This is a genomic window from Sphingomonas sp. OV641, assembly GCF_900109205.1.
Taxonomy (GTDB): domain Bacteria; phylum Pseudomonadota; class Alphaproteobacteria; order Sphingomonadales; family Sphingomonadaceae; genus Sphingomonas.
Genome location: NZ_FNZB01000001.1, coordinates 645,095 through 660,360 on the forward strand (window position 1 = coordinate 645,095; position 15,266 = coordinate 660,360).

The following is a 15,266-nucleotide window of genomic DNA, read 5'->3' on the forward strand; positions in this document are numbered from 1 at the left end:
GTCTCCTCAGCGCGGCTTGTCCTCGATCGGTGCGGTGAGGATCGCCCGCAGACCGGGGCTGTTATCCGCGTGATCGAGCGTCCCGCTGATCCGCGCCATCACCGCCTGCATCATGCGGCTGCCGAAGCCGCTCCGCGTTCCGGTGACGCCGGCGCCATGATCCGCGACGATCAGCCGCAAGCGATTGCGATATTGCTCCAGCGCAATGTCGATCGGCCCGGTGCGGCCGGGATAGGCATATTTGGTCGCATTGATCACGAGTTCCGAAGCGATCAGCCCAATGCTGACCGCCCGATCGGTGGGGATCAGCATCGGCGTGAGGTCGACCGTCATCTGCGATGACCATTCCTCTCCGAGCGAGCCCTTCAGATCCTCCATCAGCTCCTCGAGATAACGCGCCAGATCAATCGCCTCGATCTGGTCATCCCGGTAAAGCCGGCGATGCACCAGCGCGACCGAAGAAAGCCGGGAGCGAGCCTCGATGAGCTGATCTGCAATCGGCCCGGGACCGGCCTCACGCGCCTGAAGCGACAGAAACGCCGATACGAGCTGGAGGCTGTTTTGGACGCGATGGTCCACCTCCTTCATCAGCACATCCTTCTGCGCCAGGGCGAGATCCTTATCGGCCACCGCCCGTTCCAGTTCGCGGAACAGGCGCTGCCGCTCGCGCACCTCATTCGCCTCCCGAAATGCGCGGCGCAGCCGGTGTGCCGATTCGGTCTGCTCCAGCGTCCAGCGACGTGAGCGACAGCGAACGGTTTCGCGCCATGTCTCGAACGACGTCCGGGGTGTCAGGACGGCCGCGGGATCATGCTCGACCCCCTTGTGCGGATTGCCCGCCCATTCGATTTCCTCCACCTGCTCGGCGCGAAACCACAAAAGTATCGCCTGTTCTTCCGGCACCGGCAGGGCGAGGATGCCGCTTGCCGTTTCCGCGAACGCGGTCGCCGGGCCAAGCTGGCCCGCGAGATGATGGGTCACGAACGCATCGGTGGTGTTGCGCTCCGCCAGCCACGTGCCGATACGGGCAATGGCGTCTTCGCCCGGGCACCGACCATAGCGATCGATGCCGTCGGGATGGATCACCGCCACGCCATCGCTGTCCATCATGCGCTGCAGATCGTCATGGCGGCTCGCCACCGCGCTGGTCAGCGGGGGCCTGAATGCGGGCACCAGCGAATCCTCGGCCGCGCGCAGCGACAGCCGCTCACGATAGCTTTCCGCTTCCTCGCGCGCACGGATCTGTCGCGCGAGGCCGCCGGCAAGCGCCGCCGCGGCAAGACGGATGTCGAGCGTCATGGCCTTGGCACTACGGTGATGACAGGCAATCAGGCCCCACAGCATCCCGTCCTTGACGATCGAGATCGAAGCCGATGCGCCAACATCCATGTTACGCAAATATTGCAGATGGACCGGCGAAACACTGCGCAGCGCGACATCGCTCAGGTCGAGCGACTGATAGTGCGCCGGGCGGATCGGGGCCGGCTGGTATTGCACATCAGGGATCACCCGGGTGCGATTGCGCACGTACAAGGCGCGCGCCTGCCGCGGAATGTCACCGGCCGGGAAATGATGGTGCATGAAACTGTCGAGCGACGGGTCGCGCGCCTCGGCGACGACACGGCCAGCCTCGTCATCGAGGAAGCGATAGACCATCACCCGATCGAAGCCGGTCAGGGTCTGAAAGGCGGTCGCAGCGCGGGCGCATAGGGTATGAAGGTTCGGTGCCCGTTCGAAACCGGCAGCGATAACGTCCATCCAGCTGAGCATCTCGCCCGCCAGCAGAGGATCGTCCGAGGCAGGCTCCAGTTCAGCGACAAGACGATCGCCGGTGCGATGAAGCGTGATGTCGTAGGAGCGTCCGGAAAGCTCGACCGAAGCTGCCCGTACCGAGCCGCCCGGACCCGCGAGGCGAGATCCCAGCCGTTCAGCGACATCCTGGTCCAGTAGTTCGGACAGCGGTTTGCCGAGCCAATCCGGGCCGAAGGTCTGTTCCAACGACCCCGCTCCGGCTTCCACCAAAAACGTGCCTGGATCAGCGACCAGGAGCAATCCGTGAGGCTGGATCGCGCCCGGAACGTGAATGGGCTCGCGATCGCATTCGGTCAGGTCGGGCGCGGCCCGCTCGTTCAGGCTCGCCATAGCCCTCCCTCAGTGCGACTGAAGGAGGGGGCATGGCGCAGAAGATCGAGCCGCGCAACTATTTGATGTCAGGGCAGTCGTTCACTCCGCCGCTTGGGCGTAGCGGCTGATCATCGATTGCAGACGGCCCTCGATGATCTCTTCCGCTTCGGCGACGATCCGGTCGACAAGTTCCTTTACCGTCGGAACGTCGTTGATCAGGCCCTGGACCATGCCAGCGGACCAGATGCCGTCCTCGGTATCGCCATTTTCCATGGCGGCGCGGCCGCGCGCGCCGGCAACGAGGTGCTGGACGTCCTTGAACTCCGCACCGCCCTTGCGCTCGATCGCGACCACTTCCTGGCTGACGCGGTTCTTCATCACGCGCGCGGTGTTGTGCAGCGTGCGGAAGATGAGATCGGTGGCGCGCTCGTCATTCTCAACCATCTGCTGCTTGAAGCTGTCGGCGATCTCCGCCTCCTGCGTCACGCAGAAGCGCGTACCCATGTTGATGCCGTCGGCGCCCAGCGCGAGCGCGGCGACGAGGCCGCGGCCGTCACCAAAGCCGCCCGAGGCGAGCATCGGCACCTTGATCTTGTTTGCGGCGGCGGGGATCAGGATCAGACCGGGGATGTCGTCCTCGCCCGGATGGCCGGCGCATTCAAAGCCGTCGATCGAGATCGCATCGGCGCCCATCCGCTCGGCCGAGACGGCATGGCGAACGGCGGTGCACTTGTGAATCACCTTGATCCCGTGCGCCTTGAAATCGTCGATATGTTCCTGCGGCTTGTAGCCGGCGGTCTCGACCACCTTGATCCCGCCTTCGATGATCGCGCGGCGATATTCGGCGTAGGGCGGGGGGGTGATGGTCGGCAGGATCGTCAGGTTTACGCCGAACGGCTTGTCGGTGAGATCCTTGGTGCGCTGGATTTCCTTGGCCAGATCCTCCGGCGTCGGCTGAGTCAGCGCCGTGACAAAGCCGAGCGCACCGGCATTGGCGACGGCGGCGACGAGCTTCGCCTTTCCGACCCACTGCATGCCGCCCTGCGCGATCGGATATTCAACCCCGAACGCCTCGGTGAACCGCGTCTTGAGCATTTCCCTCTCCCTATCCGCGCCGCTGTACGGCGGGGTAACGTAACAGATGTTATGCCGGTTTGTCGGTGGGGGCAAGTCGTCCCGCACTCACTCTGCCATGCCGGCCACGTGCTGACATCCAGTCCGCCGCGCATCCTCAGGCTTTGAACGGGCGGCTCCCTGGATGCCGGCACATGGTCGGCATGACGGATGGGCGACGGTTCCCCCACTCACCACGTCATCCCGGACTTGATCCGGGATCCATCAGTCCGCGCACGCTGCGTTTTTATACGTCGCGCAGCGCTCGCGGTACCTTGGATCCCGGCGCAAGGCCGGGATGACATAGCGACTCAGAACACCGACCCGAGCGCCTGCTTGCCCGATCGGGGCCGGATCTGGCTGTTGCGATAGTCAACGTCGCTCCAGTCCAGTTCCTTGAACTCCTGCCGCCGGGGGCCGAGATAGCCGAACAGGAATGCGGCCACCTTGCGCATCTGGATCTCTTCCGCGCCCTCGGTGATGCGGTAACGGCGGTGATGGCGATAGATGTGCTCGAACGCCTTGTGCCGCGAATATCCGATCCCGCCATGCACCTGCATCGCGCGATCCGCCGCCTCGCAGCAGAGGCGGTTGCCCCAGTAATTGCACATGGAGACCTTGTCCGAGAGCCGCTTCTCCACCTCATGGTGCGGCATCTGGTCCATTTCCCAGGCCGTCTTGCGGATCAGCAGGCGCAGCATCTCGGCCTGGGTCGCCAGCTCGACCAGCGGGAACTGGATCGCCTGGTTGCGCGCGAGATCCTCGCCGAAGGGCTTGCGCTGACGCGCGTAGCGGATCGATTCCTCGATGCAGTAGGTGGCGGCGCCCAGCGATGACGCGGCCTGCCGGATGCGGTTCTCGTGCACGAACGCCTGCGCGACCGGCAGGCCATTCTCCGGCTCGCCGAAGATCGTGGTCTCGGGCACCCACACGTCCTTGAAGCTGACGCGCGGGTGATCGGTCGGCATGTTGAAGGTCCAGAGATATTCCTCGACCTTCACGCCCTCATCGTCGGTGGGAACCAGGAAGCAGGTGATGCCACGCGCCGCGCCATCATCGCCCGTCGTGCGGGCGAACAGGGCGCAGTGGGTCGCCACGTGCATGCCCGTCGTCCACATCTTCTCGCCGTTGATGACATAGCCCGGCACGCCGTTGCGCGACTCTGGCACGGCACGCGTTTCCATGTGGGTCGCGTCGGATCCGTGATACGGCTCGGTTAGGCCGAACGTGACGCGGCGCGTGCCGTTCAGCGTGCCGTTGATGAACTCATCGCGCTGCTCCGGCGTGCCGAAATCGTCGAACATCTTGGCGAACGGGTTGTTCGCCACGATCGAATGCTCGGTCTGCAGGTCGTTGTGGAGGCCGAGCCCCTTGGCGGCGAGATATTCACGGATGACACACATCCACAGGTTCGATCCGCCCTTTCCGCCGAACTTGGGATCCATGGCGAATCGCAAATGGCCGGCCTTGTCCGCGCGCTTCTTCGCCTCCCGCATCAGCTCTTCCCATTCGTGACGCGGCAAGCCGCCGGCCTCGAAGTCGGTGCGCGCATACTCACGGCGGTGGTCGAAGAAGCGGATGTTGTCGTCCGCATCCTCCAGCGGCTTGATCTCCGCCTCGATGAAGGCGTCCAGCTCCTTGAGATAGTCGAGCAGATCCTGCGGCAATCCGAAATCCATGGCCCTCTCCCGAATTAAGTCGACTCTTTTAACTTGCGTAGCGGCCCGCCAGAGATTTTAAAGCCCCTAAATCAAACAAGCCGAGGGGCGATGGCGGAGAGGCTTTCGAAAGACGAGTTGGCGCGGCGGCTGTCGGCGCTTGCACCATGCATGGCCCCCGGGGCCACGCGGGTCGATAATCTGGTACGGCTGACCGGCGGAGCGAGCATGGAGACATGGGCGTTCGACGCAATGGGAGAGGATGGGGCGGCGACCCCGCTGATCCTTCGCCGTCGCACGCGAATGGTGGAGAATTCCGCCGTGTCAAAGCCGCCGCTGCGCCGCGAGGCCGAGGCGATTGCGCGCGCGGTGGAGGCGGGCGTACCGGCGCCGGTCGTGACCTATGTGTGTGACGAGGAGGCGGACGGGCTCGACGAAGCCTATGTCATGCACCGCGTCGCCGGCGAGACGCTTGGCAAGCGGATCACTAGCGATCCGGCCTTCGCGCCGGCGCGCGGCAAGCTTGCCCGGCAATGCGGCGCGGCGCTGGCGCGCATCCACTCGGTCGAGCCGCTGTCGGGGCTGGATCAGACCGATGCCGCCACTACGCTCGCCAATTATGAGGCGACCTGGCGCGCGACTGGCGCGGTGCGGCCTACGATCGAGGCGGCGTTCCGCTGGCTGGAGAAGCGGCTGCCCAGGGAAAAGGTGACGTCGCGCTTCGTCCACGGCGACTTCCGCAACGGCAACATCATGGTCGATCCCGACAAGGGGCTCGTCGCGGTGCTCGACTGGGAGCTGGTGCATGTCGGCGATCCGGCGGAGGACATGGGTTGGCTGTGCACCAACAGCTGGAAATTCGGTCGGCCCGATCGCTACGTTGGCGGCTTCGGTGACGTGCAGGACCTGCTCGACGGCTATGCCGAGGCTGGTGGCGAGCCGATCAGCGCGGCTCGAGTCGATTTCTGGTCCATGCTCGGCAGCTTGAAATGGGGCGTGATGACCATGGGCATGTATGCGAGCTTTGCCTCCGATCCGAGCGCCGGGCCGGAGCGCGGCGTGATCGGTCGGCGGCTGTCCGAAACAGAGGCAGATATCGTGGCGATCATCGAGAGGAACGCGGCATGATCACCCATCCCACGGCGCACGAACTGGTCGCCGGCGTCGCGCATTGGCTGCCGGTGGACGGCAGCGCGAGCGTCTTTGGCCTGCGCGTGGCGCGCAACGCGCTGGAGATCGCGGCGCGTGACATGGCGTTGAGCCCGGCGGCGGATACGCGCGCGGTGGAGCGGATGCGCGCGCTCCTGAGCCGCGACGGCACGCGCGACGAGCTGGACGCCGCGCTGGTGGAGGCGATCCGCAGCGGCGCCATCACGCCTGACGACCCCGCGCTGGTGGCTCACCTCAAGGCAACCGCGCTGGACACGATCGCGATCGACCAGCCGAAATATGCGCACACGCTTGGCTGAACCGCAGCGGCTTGCGCTTGTCGATCCTCGCGCGCCGGTCCACAGGGTTTGCAAAGGCCCTATCCTCCACGCCCGTTCGGGCTGAGCTTGTCGAAGCCCGTGCCCGGAACACGCCCTTCGATCGGTTCAGGGCGAACGGGAGGGGGCGGCCGAGGACAAGCGGAGTAGATTATGGCCGGCATGGGCGCGTTCGACTGGGCTGATCCCTTCCTCCTCGACGAGCAGTTGAGCGAGGACGAGCGGATGGTGCGCGATACCGCGCGCGCCTATGCGCAGGAAAAGCTCGCGCCCCGGATCATCGACGCGTTCGCCAACGAGGTTACCGACCCGGCGATCTTCCGCGAGATGGGCGAACTGGGCCTGCTCGGCCCGACCATTCCCGAAGAATATGGCGGCGTCGGCGCGAGCTATGTCGCCTACGGCCTCGTCGCGCGCGAGGTGGAGCGGATCGACTCGGGCTATCGCTCGATGATGAGCGTTCAGTCGAGCCTCGTCATGTACCCGATCCATGCGTACGGATCGGAGGAGCAGAAGCGGAAGTACCTGCCCAGGCTCGCCAGCGGCGAATGGATCGGCTGCTTCGGCCTCACCGAGCCCGACGCCGGCTCCGATCCCGGCGGCATGAAGACCCGCGCGGTCAAGACCGACGGCGGCTATGTCCTGAACGGCGCGAAGACGTGGATCTCCAACTCTCCCATCGCCGACGTGTTCGTTGTCTGGGCGAAGAGCGACGCGCATGGCGGCGGCATTCGCGGGTTCGTCCTCGAAAAGGGAATGAAGGGGCTGTCCGCGCCCAAGATCGAGGGCAAGCTGTCGCTCCGCGCGTCGATCACCGGCATGATCGTGCTGGAGGATGTCGAGGTTGGCGAGGAGGCGTTGCTCCCCGAGGTGCAGGGGCTGAAGGGCCCGTTCGGCTGCCTCAATCGTGCCCGCTACGGGATCAGCTGGGGCAGCATGGGTGCGGCGGAATTCTGCATGCATGCCGCGCGGCAGTACGGCCTTGACCGCCAGCAGTTCGGCCGGCCGCTCGCCGCGACGCAGCTTTACCAGAAGAAGCTCGCCGACATGGAGACGGAGATCGCGCTTGGCCTCCAGGCGAGCTTGCGTGTCGGTCGCCTGATGGACGAGGGCCGCTTCGCGCCGGAGATGGTCTCGATCGTCAAGCGCAACAATGTCGGCAAGGCGCTCGACATCGCCCGCGTCGCGCGTGACATGCATGGCGGCAACGGGATCTCGGGCGAGTATCAGGTGATGCGCCACGTGATGAACCTGGAAACGGTGAACACCTATGAAGGCGCGCACGACGTCCACGCGCTGATCCTCGGGCGCGCCATCACCGGGATTGCGGCGTTTTGACCGACGCTCATCCCTCCTCATCAGGGGAGGGGCGTCATCCTCTCGCCGGCATCAAGGTCGTCGAGCTTGCCCGTATCCTCGCAGGTCCTTGGGCGGGGCAGATCCTTGCCGATCTCGGTGCCGAGGTCATCAAGGTGCAGAGCCCAGGGGGTGACGACACGCGCACCTGGGGCCCGCCTTTCGTGGAGCATGACGGCGACCAGGCGGCCGCTTATTATCACGCGTGCAACCGCGGCAAGACGAGCATCGTCGCGAACTTCACCAATCCCGAAGACGTGGCGCGGGTGAAGGCGCTGATCGCCGACGCCGACGTGGTGATCGAAAACTTCAAGGTGGGCGGGCTCGCCAAATACGGCCTCGATTATGCGAGCCTGGCCGCCGATCATCCGCGGCTGGTCTATTGCTCGATCACCGGCTTTGGCCAGACCGGGCCGTATGCCCATCGCGCTGGCTATGATTTCATCATCCAGGGGCTGGGCGGGATCATGTCGCTGACCGGAGAGCCGGACGGCGCACCGCAGAAGATCGGCGTCGCCTTTGCCGACATCATGACCGGGCTCTACGCCACCATCGGCATTCAGGCCGCGCTGATGATGCGGGCGCGAACGGGCAGGGGGCAGCAGGTCGACTGCGCGCTTCTCGACACGATGGTGGGGGTGCTCGCCAATCAAGCGGCGAACTATTTCGCGAGCGGCGAGAACCCCGCGCGGATGGGCAATGCCCATGCCAATGTCAGCCCCTATGCCGTGTTCCCGACAAGCGACGGCTGGTTCATCCTCGCGGTGGGCAATGACGCGCAATACCACCGCTTTGCCGCGATTGTCGGGATCGGCCCGGATCCGCGCTGGGACACCAACGCCGGCCGCATCGCGCATCGCGCGCCCTTGTTCGCGTTGATCGAGGAACGCTGTCGCACGTTCGCACGTGACGATCTTCTGGCAAAGCTGGAAGCGGCGGGGGTGCCGGCCGGGCCGATCAACACGGTGGAGCAGGCATTGAACGATCCACAGGTCGTGGCACGCGGTATGGTGCTGCCGGCGAACGAGACGAGGCCGATCGCTGGCTTGCGGACGCCGATCCGATTTTCTGATGCCGAACTGTCGTTGAGCAAAGGCGCGCCAGCTCTCCGGAGCGACTAGCCACTTTCGTTTTGTCGTCCCCGGGAAGGCCGGGATCCATAACCGCCGGCTTGGGAAGGAATTCGCGAGGTCGGCGCTTCAGCATTTCGGGTCCGCGTGAAGACGAGGAAAGCAAGCGTCGCCCAGCATAACTTTTGTTGTGCTCGCGCCGCCGCCGCGATACCCCTCCCGCAAATCTAGTCAGGAGAGAGCATCCGTGAGCACGCCACCCCTCGCCGGCATCCGTATCGTTGAATTCGCCGGTATCGGCCCGGGCCCGTTCGCCGGCATGATGCTGGCCGATCACGGGGCGGAGGTGATCCGAATCGATCGGCCCGGAAAGACGCAGGGCAATGGCGTGGCGGAAAAGGACCCCTTGCTGCGCAGTCGCAAGTCGGTCGGCATGGATCTGAAGGACCCGAACGCCATCGCAGCGGTGCGCAAGATCGTGAAGGGCGCTGACGCGATCATCGAGGGGTTCCGGCCCGGTGTGATGGAGCGGCTGGGGCTCGGCCCGGATGTGCTGCTCGCCGACAATCCCAAGCTCGTCTACGGTCGCATGACCGGCTGGGGCCAGTACGGCCCGATGGCGCCAGAGCCTGGCCACGACATCAACTATATCGCCATTTCCGGGGCGCTTCATGCGTTCGGGCGCAAGGGTGAGAAGCCGACCCCGCCGATCAACATGGTTGGCGACTTCGGCGGTGGCGGCATGTTCCTGGCCTATGGCATGCTCGCGGCGCTGCTCCATGCCGCGCGCACTGGCGAGGGTCAGGTGGTCGATGCAGCGATGACCGATGGCTCGGCGGTCCTGATGACCATGATGTGGGGCTTTCGCGGGATGGGCCGCTGGAGCGACGAGCGGGGCACGAACCTGCTCGATACTGCCGCGCATTTCTACGACACCTACGAGACGGGCGATGGCAAGTTCATCTCGCTCGGCGCGATCGAGCCGCAATTCTATGCCGAGTTCCGCCAAGTGATGGGCCTGTCGGACGACAAATGGGCGGCACAGATGGATCAGCGCCAATGGCCGGCGTTGAAGGAGGAACTGACCGGGCTGTTCAAGAGCAAGTCGCGTGACGAGTGGGTTGCCGCGTTCAAGGGGCATGACGTGTGCTTCGCGCCGGTGCTCGGCTTCGACGAGGCTTATGACGATGTGCACAACAAGGCGCGCGGCACCTTTGTCGAGGCGGGAGGGATCAAGCAGCCAGCACCCGCGCCGCGCTATTCGAAGAGCGGTACCGTGACCCCGTCGCTCGGCGCCGATCGGCAGGATGCGGCGGTGCTCCGTGACCTCGGCTTCGATGATGCGGAGGTCGCCGCGCTCGGCTATTGAGCCGGGATGCCAAGACTTACCGTGAACAACGAGGCGATCGAATATCGCCTCGACCCGGCCACGCCGCTGCTATGGGCGCTGCGCGACGCGTCCAACCTGACGGGCGCGAAATATGGCTGTGGCACGGGAAGCTGCGGGGCGTGCACCGTCGATATCGACGGGCGCGCCGTCCGCTCCTGCCGGGTGACGCTGTCCCAGGTGGAGGGCAGCTTCGTCACCACCGTGGAGGGATTGTCGCGCGATCGGGCGCATCCGGTGCAGGCCGCGCTGCTCGCCGGCAATGTCGTGCAATGCGGCTTCTGCCTTCCGGGACTCGTCATGGCGGCGGCGGTGCTGATCAAGAATGATCGCGATCCGTCCGAGGCCAAGATTCGCCAGACCATCACCAATATATGCCGCTGCGGCATCTATCCCCGTCTGGTGGAGGCCATTCAGCGTGCGGCGCGGGCCGCTCGCGGCGACGAAACGCTGCCCGCCACCACGCGACCGGGCATTGACCCGGCCGAGGCGGCGCGCAGCATCCCCGCGCTTAGTCCTCGCTGATCCGGCTGGTCGTGCGTGTGTCGCGCATACGGACATAGACGATCAGAGAAACGGCGATCATCGCACTGACATACCAGTAGAACCCGCGTTCCCACCCGGCATCCTTGAACGACAGGGCGACATATTCCGCCGTGCCGCCGAAGAGCGTGTTCGCCAGCGCATAGGGCAACGCGACGCCAAGCGCGCGGATGTTGGCGGGGAAAAGCTCTGCCTTTACCACCGCATTGATCGAGGTATAGCCGGTCACGATCACCAGCGCCGCCATGACCAGCAACCCCGCGATCAATGGGCTGCCCACCGTCTCCAGCGTCGTGAAGATTGGATAGGTGGCGAGCACGCCCAGAATTCCAAAGCCGACCATCAGCGGCTTTCTTCCGATACGATCGCTAAGTCCACCGACAAGTGGTTGCAAACACATGAAAAGAAACAGCGTTGCGGCGTTGATTTGGCTCGCCGTTTTCCGGTCGAAGCCGCTGGTGTTGACCAGGAACTTCTGCATGTAGATCGAATAGGCATAGAAGGCGAGCGTGCCGCCGGCGGTCAGCAACATGACGGTTGCCGTTTCGCGCGGGTGTTGAGTGACGAGCGTCCAGAAGCCGGATTTCGGTCCGTCCGCGCGCTTGAAGCTTTCCGTTTCGGCGAGGCCGCGACGGATGCGGAAGACGACGATCGCCAGTACGCCGCCGATCGCGAACGGGATGCGCCAGCCCCAGGCGTCCAGCGCTGCCTCGCTCATGGTGGATTGCAGCACCAGCAGCACTAGGAGCGCGGTCAGCTGACCGGCGATCAAGGTAACATATTGGAAGCTCGAAAAGAAACCGCGGCGATCGCGACCAGCCATCTCCGACAGATAGGTCGCGCTGGCGCCATATTCCCCGCCGACCGACAGCCCCTGCATCAGCCGCGCGAACACAAGCAGGGCTGGGGCGAGGACGCCGATTGTCTCATACCCCGGTGTCACGGCGATCAGGAAGGAGCCAGCGCACATCAGCGTAACCGAGAGCGTCAGCCCGGCCTTTCGCCCCCGCCGATCGGCGTAGATCCCCATGATCCAGGCGCCGATCGGTCGCATGACGAACCCAACGGCGAACACCGCCGCGGCGCTCAGCAATTGCGCGGTGCGATCCTCCGCTCGGAAGAAGTGCGGAGCGAAGTATAGCGTGAAGGCAGAATAGGCATACCAATCGTACCATTCCACCAGGTTGCCGGTGGAGCCTCCGATGATCGATTTCAGTCGTGGGTTCATGCTGCCATCATTCTTCACCTGAGCGATGATCCACGCTGGCGTGGTCGATCGTGGGCTTAGCCACAGGAACGGCATGGCGAAAAGGGGTTGATGCGCGGCGCGGCTCGCCTGAAGGAGTTTGATGATAAAGGGAGAGGGGCCATCGAAAGCCTGTTGATCGCCAACCGCGGCGAAATCGCGATCCGGATCGCAAGGGCAGCGTCGGCAATCGGGTTGAGAACCGTTGCGGTTTACTCCGAGGATGACGAGGCCGCGCCCCATGTTGCAGCAGCAGATTGCGCGGTTGCGCTCACCGGCGAGGGCGCGCCTGCCTATCTGTCCATCGAGGGCATTATCGCCGCCGCCCGAGCTGAGGCATGTACGGCGATTCACCCTGGCTATGGCTTCCTCAGTGAAAATGCCGGACTGGCGCAGGCGTGCAGCGAAGCGGGGCTCACGTTCGTCGGGCCGCATGCGGATTTGTTGAAGCTGTTTGGCGACAAGGCAGCGGCCAAGCACCACGCGCGCAGCGTCGGCGTGCCGGTTCTGGCGGAAGGCAAGGATGGTGCGGGCCCCGTCATCGTGAAGGCCGTTGCGGGTGGCGGCGGGCGCGGCATCCGCGTGGTCCAGGACCGATCGACGCTAGCCGCGCAACTGGCGGCAGCTGGGGCGGAGGCGCTTGCGGCGTTCGGCTCTGACGCCGTGATGGTGGAGCGCTACATTCCTTCCGCACGGCATATCGAGGTGCAACTGGCGGCTGACGCTCACGGGCGGGTTCTGGCGCTCGGCACGCGTGATTGCACGCTGCAGCGCCGGCACCAGAAGCTGATCGAGATCGCGCCGGCTCAGGCACTGGATCCGGCGCTCGCCGATCGCATCCAGGCCGCCGCCGTCAAGCTGTTGGATGGCACGGGATATGTCGGCGTGGCCACTGCCGAGTTCCTGGTAGATCGGGACCTATCGCCTGATCATCCGGAAGCGTTCGCCTTCCTTGAAGTTAATCCTCGGCTACAGGTGGAGCACACGGTGACAGAGGAAGTCACTGGCCTCGACCTTGTTGCCCTTCAGCTCCGCCTTGCTCAGGGGAAAGCGCTGCCGCTTGCTGTGCCAGAGCCTCGCGGCGTCGCGATGCAGCTGCGGATCAACGCAGAGACGATCGGAAGCGACGGAACACCGCGCGGATCGGCGGGAACCATTACCGATCTTTCTCTTCCTGGAGGTCCAGGCATTCGCATCGACGGCGCAGCGCAAGCTGGCGTCGCGGCCAATCCGCGGTTCGACCCGCTGCTCGCCAAATTGATCGTGCACGCGCCCGATTGGGAGGGCGCGCTCGCCCGAGCCAGACGCGCACTTTCCGAATACCGCATCATGGGATTAGGCACGAACCTTCCGTTGCTCGCGCGACTGCTCGAGCGACCGGAGGTCTCTGACGTCAGCATCGACACCGCATGGTTCGATCGATACGTCGCAGATCTCATTTCCCCCACGATGCCGGCGCAGGCGACGCAGGATGCGCAAGCGATCGTTGCCCCTTTGTCGGGCGTCGTCGTCGGTATCGACGTGTCGGTGGGTGACAGCATCCATGCCGGGATGGAGGTGGGCACCGTTGAGGCATTGAAGATGCAGCATGCCGTTGTCGCTTCGCGCAGCGGGTTAGTGACAGCCATTGCAGCCGTGAAGGGAAAGGTGATCGAGGAGGGTGGCCTTTTCCTCAGCATCGAACCGACTGACGATGCAATCGGGGAGGCGACGGCCGTGCAGGAGCTGGACCTCGACTTGGTCCGCCCTGACTTGGCCGAAGTTCATGCCCGCCACGCCCTGGGACTGGATGAATATCGTCCGGACGCCATGGCCCGTCGGCGCCGGACCGGCCAGCGCAGCGCCCGTGAGAACCTCGACCACCTCTTCGACCCGGACAGCTTTGTTGAATATGGCGCACTGACGATTGCGGCGCAGCGCCGGCGACGCACCCTGGACGATCTGATGCGCAACACGCCGGCGGATGGACTCGTCGGGGGGATCGGCACCGTCAATGCGCAGGATCATGGGGAGGAGGCGGCGAAGTGCCTGGGCCTGGCCTATGACTATACTGTTCTTGCCGGAACGCAGGGCCATAACAACCATCGCAAGACCGATCGCCTTTTCGGCATCGCCGCTGACCTGAAGCTCCCGATCGTTTTCTATACCGAAGGTGGTGGAGGACGGCCGGGAGATGTGGATTCCGTCGGCGCGACGGGACTGGATGTGCCGACGTTCCGCAGCTTCGCTGCGCTTTCCGGCACGGCGCCACGAATCGGCATCACCTCAGGCTATTCCTTTGCCGGAAATGCGGTACTTTTCGGCAGCTGCGACATCACGATCGCGACGCGGGACGCGCATATTGGCGTTGGCGGCCCCGCCATGATCGAGGGGGGGGGCCTTGGCGTCTATTCCCCCAAGGAGGTCGGCCCCGTCGAGGTTCACTGGCAAAGCGGGGCAGTCGACGTGCTCGCGGAAGATGAAGCGGACGCAACCGATCTGGCGCGTCGTTTACTCTCTTTCTTCCAAGGCCGCGTGAGCGGCGGTGAGGTGCCGGACCAGCGCCTGCTCCGTCACGTCGTGCCGGAGAACCGGCTACGCGTCTTCGACATGCGGGCGGTGATCGCGGGCTTGTTCGATCAGGGCTCATTCGTCGAGCTGCGGGGTGGCTACGCCAAAGGCATGATTGCCGGGCTGGCGCGCATCGATGGCCGGGCGATTGGCATTATCGCAAATGATTGCAAGTTCCTGTCGGGCGCCGTCGATGCGGAAGGCTCTGACAAGGCGGCGCGCTTCTTCCAGCTTTGCGACGCCTTTGGCATTCCTATCGTTTCCCTTTGCGACACGCCCGGTTTCATGGTGGGCCCGGACGCAGAGAAGACGGCGCCGATCCGCCGCGGCGCGCGCATGTTCATCGTGGGCTCGGCGCTGTCTGTTCCGGTCTTCACCGTCGTCATCCGCAAGGCCTATGGCCTGGGCGCGCAGGCGATGGCGGGAGGGTCGCTGCACGCCGGCCCCTTTACCGTGGCATGGCCGACCGGTGAGTTCGGCGGGATGGGGCTCGAAGGCGCGGTTCGCCTCGGCTATCGCAAAGAACTCGAGGCGATCACCGATCCCGCGCAAAGAGAAGCGCGTTACCAGGAGCTTGTCGCCAATTCCTATGAGCGTGGGAAGGCCGTGTCCGTGGCGCAATATTTAGAGATCGATGCCGTGATCGATCCTGCCGATACGCGCAAATGGTTGCTTCGTGGCCTTGCCTCCACCCCTTCGCGGCGCTCCGGCCGCTATGTCGACACTTGGTGA

General features: G+C 64.8%; 11 protein-coding genes. 7 read left to right on the forward strand and 4 right to left on the reverse strand.

The window, feature by feature from the left end:
• Positions 1 to 6: 6 nt before the first annotated feature.
• The 3 genes from BMX36_RS02895 to BMX36_RS02905 all read right to left on the reverse strand — a co-directional run bounded on the left by BMX36_RS02895 (position 7) and on the right by BMX36_RS02905 (position 4,916).
• Positions 7 to 2,142, reverse strand: coding sequence for a histidine kinase dimerization/phosphoacceptor domain -containing protein (locus tag BMX36_RS02895; RefSeq protein ID WP_093063614.1), 2,136 nt, complete (start codon positions 2,140 to 2,142; stop codon positions 7 to 9).
• Positions 2,143 to 2,223: 81 nt separating this feature from the next.
• The gene (locus BMX36_RS02900; protein WP_331710396.1) at positions 2,224 to 3,267 is read right to left on the reverse strand and encodes an NAD(P)H-dependent flavin oxidoreductase; all 1,044 of its coding nucleotides are present in this window, start codon (positions 3,265 to 3,267) and stop codon (positions 2,224 to 2,226) included.
• A gap of 281 nt (positions 3,268 to 3,548) precedes the next feature.
• Positions 3,549 to 4,916, reverse strand: coding sequence for an acyl-CoA dehydrogenase family protein (locus tag BMX36_RS02905; protein WP_066779885.1), 1,368 nt, complete (start codon positions 4,914 to 4,916; stop codon positions 3,549 to 3,551).
• Between the two features lie 90 nt (positions 4,917 to 5,006).
• Here BMX36_RS02905 and BMX36_RS02910 point away from each other — a divergent pair, with 90 nt between their 5' ends.
• The 6 genes from BMX36_RS02910 (at position 5,007) to BMX36_RS02935 (ending at position 10,720) form a co-directional block, all read left to right on the forward strand.
• Positions 5,007 to 6,023 carry a phosphotransferase family protein gene (locus BMX36_RS02910; RefSeq protein ID WP_093063615.1) on the forward strand — a complete coding sequence of 339 codons (1,017 nt, stop codon included), beginning with the start codon at positions 5,007 to 5,009 and terminating at the stop codon, positions 6,021 to 6,023.
• Positions 6,020 to 6,364: a DUF6285 domain-containing protein gene (locus BMX36_RS02915; RefSeq protein WP_093063616.1), complete on the forward strand. Its 345-nt coding sequence runs from the start codon at positions 6,020 to 6,022 to the stop codon at positions 6,362 to 6,364. Before BMX36_RS02910 ends, BMX36_RS02915 begins: the two co-directional genes overlap by 4 nt.
• 171 nt (positions 6,365 to 6,535) lie before the next feature.
• Entirely contained in the window at positions 6,536 to 7,720 is a 1,185-nt protein-coding gene (locus tag BMX36_RS02920; RefSeq protein ID WP_093063617.1) for an acyl-CoA dehydrogenase, read from the forward strand.
• Positions 7,717 to 8,859: a CaiB/BaiF CoA transferase family protein gene (locus BMX36_RS02925; RefSeq protein WP_093063618.1), complete on the forward strand. Its 1,143-nt coding sequence runs from the start codon at positions 7,717 to 7,719 to the stop codon at positions 8,857 to 8,859. Before BMX36_RS02920 ends, BMX36_RS02925 begins: the two co-directional genes overlap by 4 nt.
• A gap of 196 nt (positions 8,860 to 9,055) precedes the next feature.
• Positions 9,056 to 10,177 (forward strand): CaiB/BaiF CoA transferase family protein, encoded by a 1,122-nt coding sequence (locus tag BMX36_RS02930; RefSeq protein WP_093063619.1) that lies wholly within the window; start codon positions 9,056 to 9,058, stop codon positions 10,175 to 10,177.
• A gap of 6 nt (positions 10,178 to 10,183) precedes the next feature.
• Positions 10,184 to 10,720 carry a (2Fe-2S)-binding protein gene (locus BMX36_RS02935; RefSeq protein ID WP_093063620.1) on the forward strand — a complete coding sequence of 179 codons (537 nt, stop codon included), beginning with the start codon at positions 10,184 to 10,186 and terminating at the stop codon, positions 10,718 to 10,720.
• Here the strand turns inward: BMX36_RS02935 and BMX36_RS02940 are convergent.
• Positions 10,707 to 11,966 (reverse strand): MFS transporter, encoded by a 1,260-nt coding sequence (locus BMX36_RS02940; RefSeq protein ID WP_093065170.1) that lies wholly within the window; start codon positions 11,964 to 11,966, stop codon positions 10,707 to 10,709. The genes BMX36_RS02935 and BMX36_RS02940 overlap by 14 nt on opposite strands.
• Positions 11,967 to 12,119: 153 nt before the next feature.
• On the opposite strand from BMX36_RS02940, the gene BMX36_RS02945 reads away from it, so the two are divergent.
• Positions 12,120 to 15,266 carry an acetyl-CoA carboxylase family protein gene (locus tag BMX36_RS02945; RefSeq protein WP_218142127.1) on the forward strand — a complete coding sequence of 1,049 codons (3,147 nt, stop codon included), beginning with the start codon at positions 12,120 to 12,122 and terminating at the stop codon, positions 15,264 to 15,266.

Coding starts and splice junctions, on each gene's coding strand:
- BMX36_RS02915 (WP_093063616.1), top strand. CDS start 6,020: ATGATCACCCATCCCACGGCGCACGAACTGGTCGCCGGCGTCGCGCAT.
- BMX36_RS02895 (WP_093063614.1), bottom strand. CDS start 2,142: ATGGCGAGCCTGAACGAGCGGGCCGCGCCCGACCTGACCGAATGCGAT.
- BMX36_RS02910 (WP_093063615.1), top strand. CDS start 5,007: ATGGCGGAGAGGCTTTCGAAAGACGAGTTGGCGCGGCGGCTGTCGGCG.
- BMX36_RS02935 (WP_093063620.1), top strand. CDS start 10,184: ATGCCAAGACTTACCGTGAACAACGAGGCGATCGAATATCGCCTCGAC.
- BMX36_RS02905 (WP_066779885.1), bottom strand. CDS start 4,916: ATGGATTTCGGATTGCCGCAGGATCTGCTCGACTATCTCAAGGAGCTG.
- BMX36_RS02920 (WP_093063617.1), top strand. CDS start 6,536: ATGGCCGGCATGGGCGCGTTCGACTGGGCTGATCCCTTCCTCCTCGAC.
- BMX36_RS02940 (WP_093065170.1), bottom strand. CDS start 11,966: ATGAACCCACGACTGAAATCGATCATCGGAGGCTCCACCGGCAACCTG.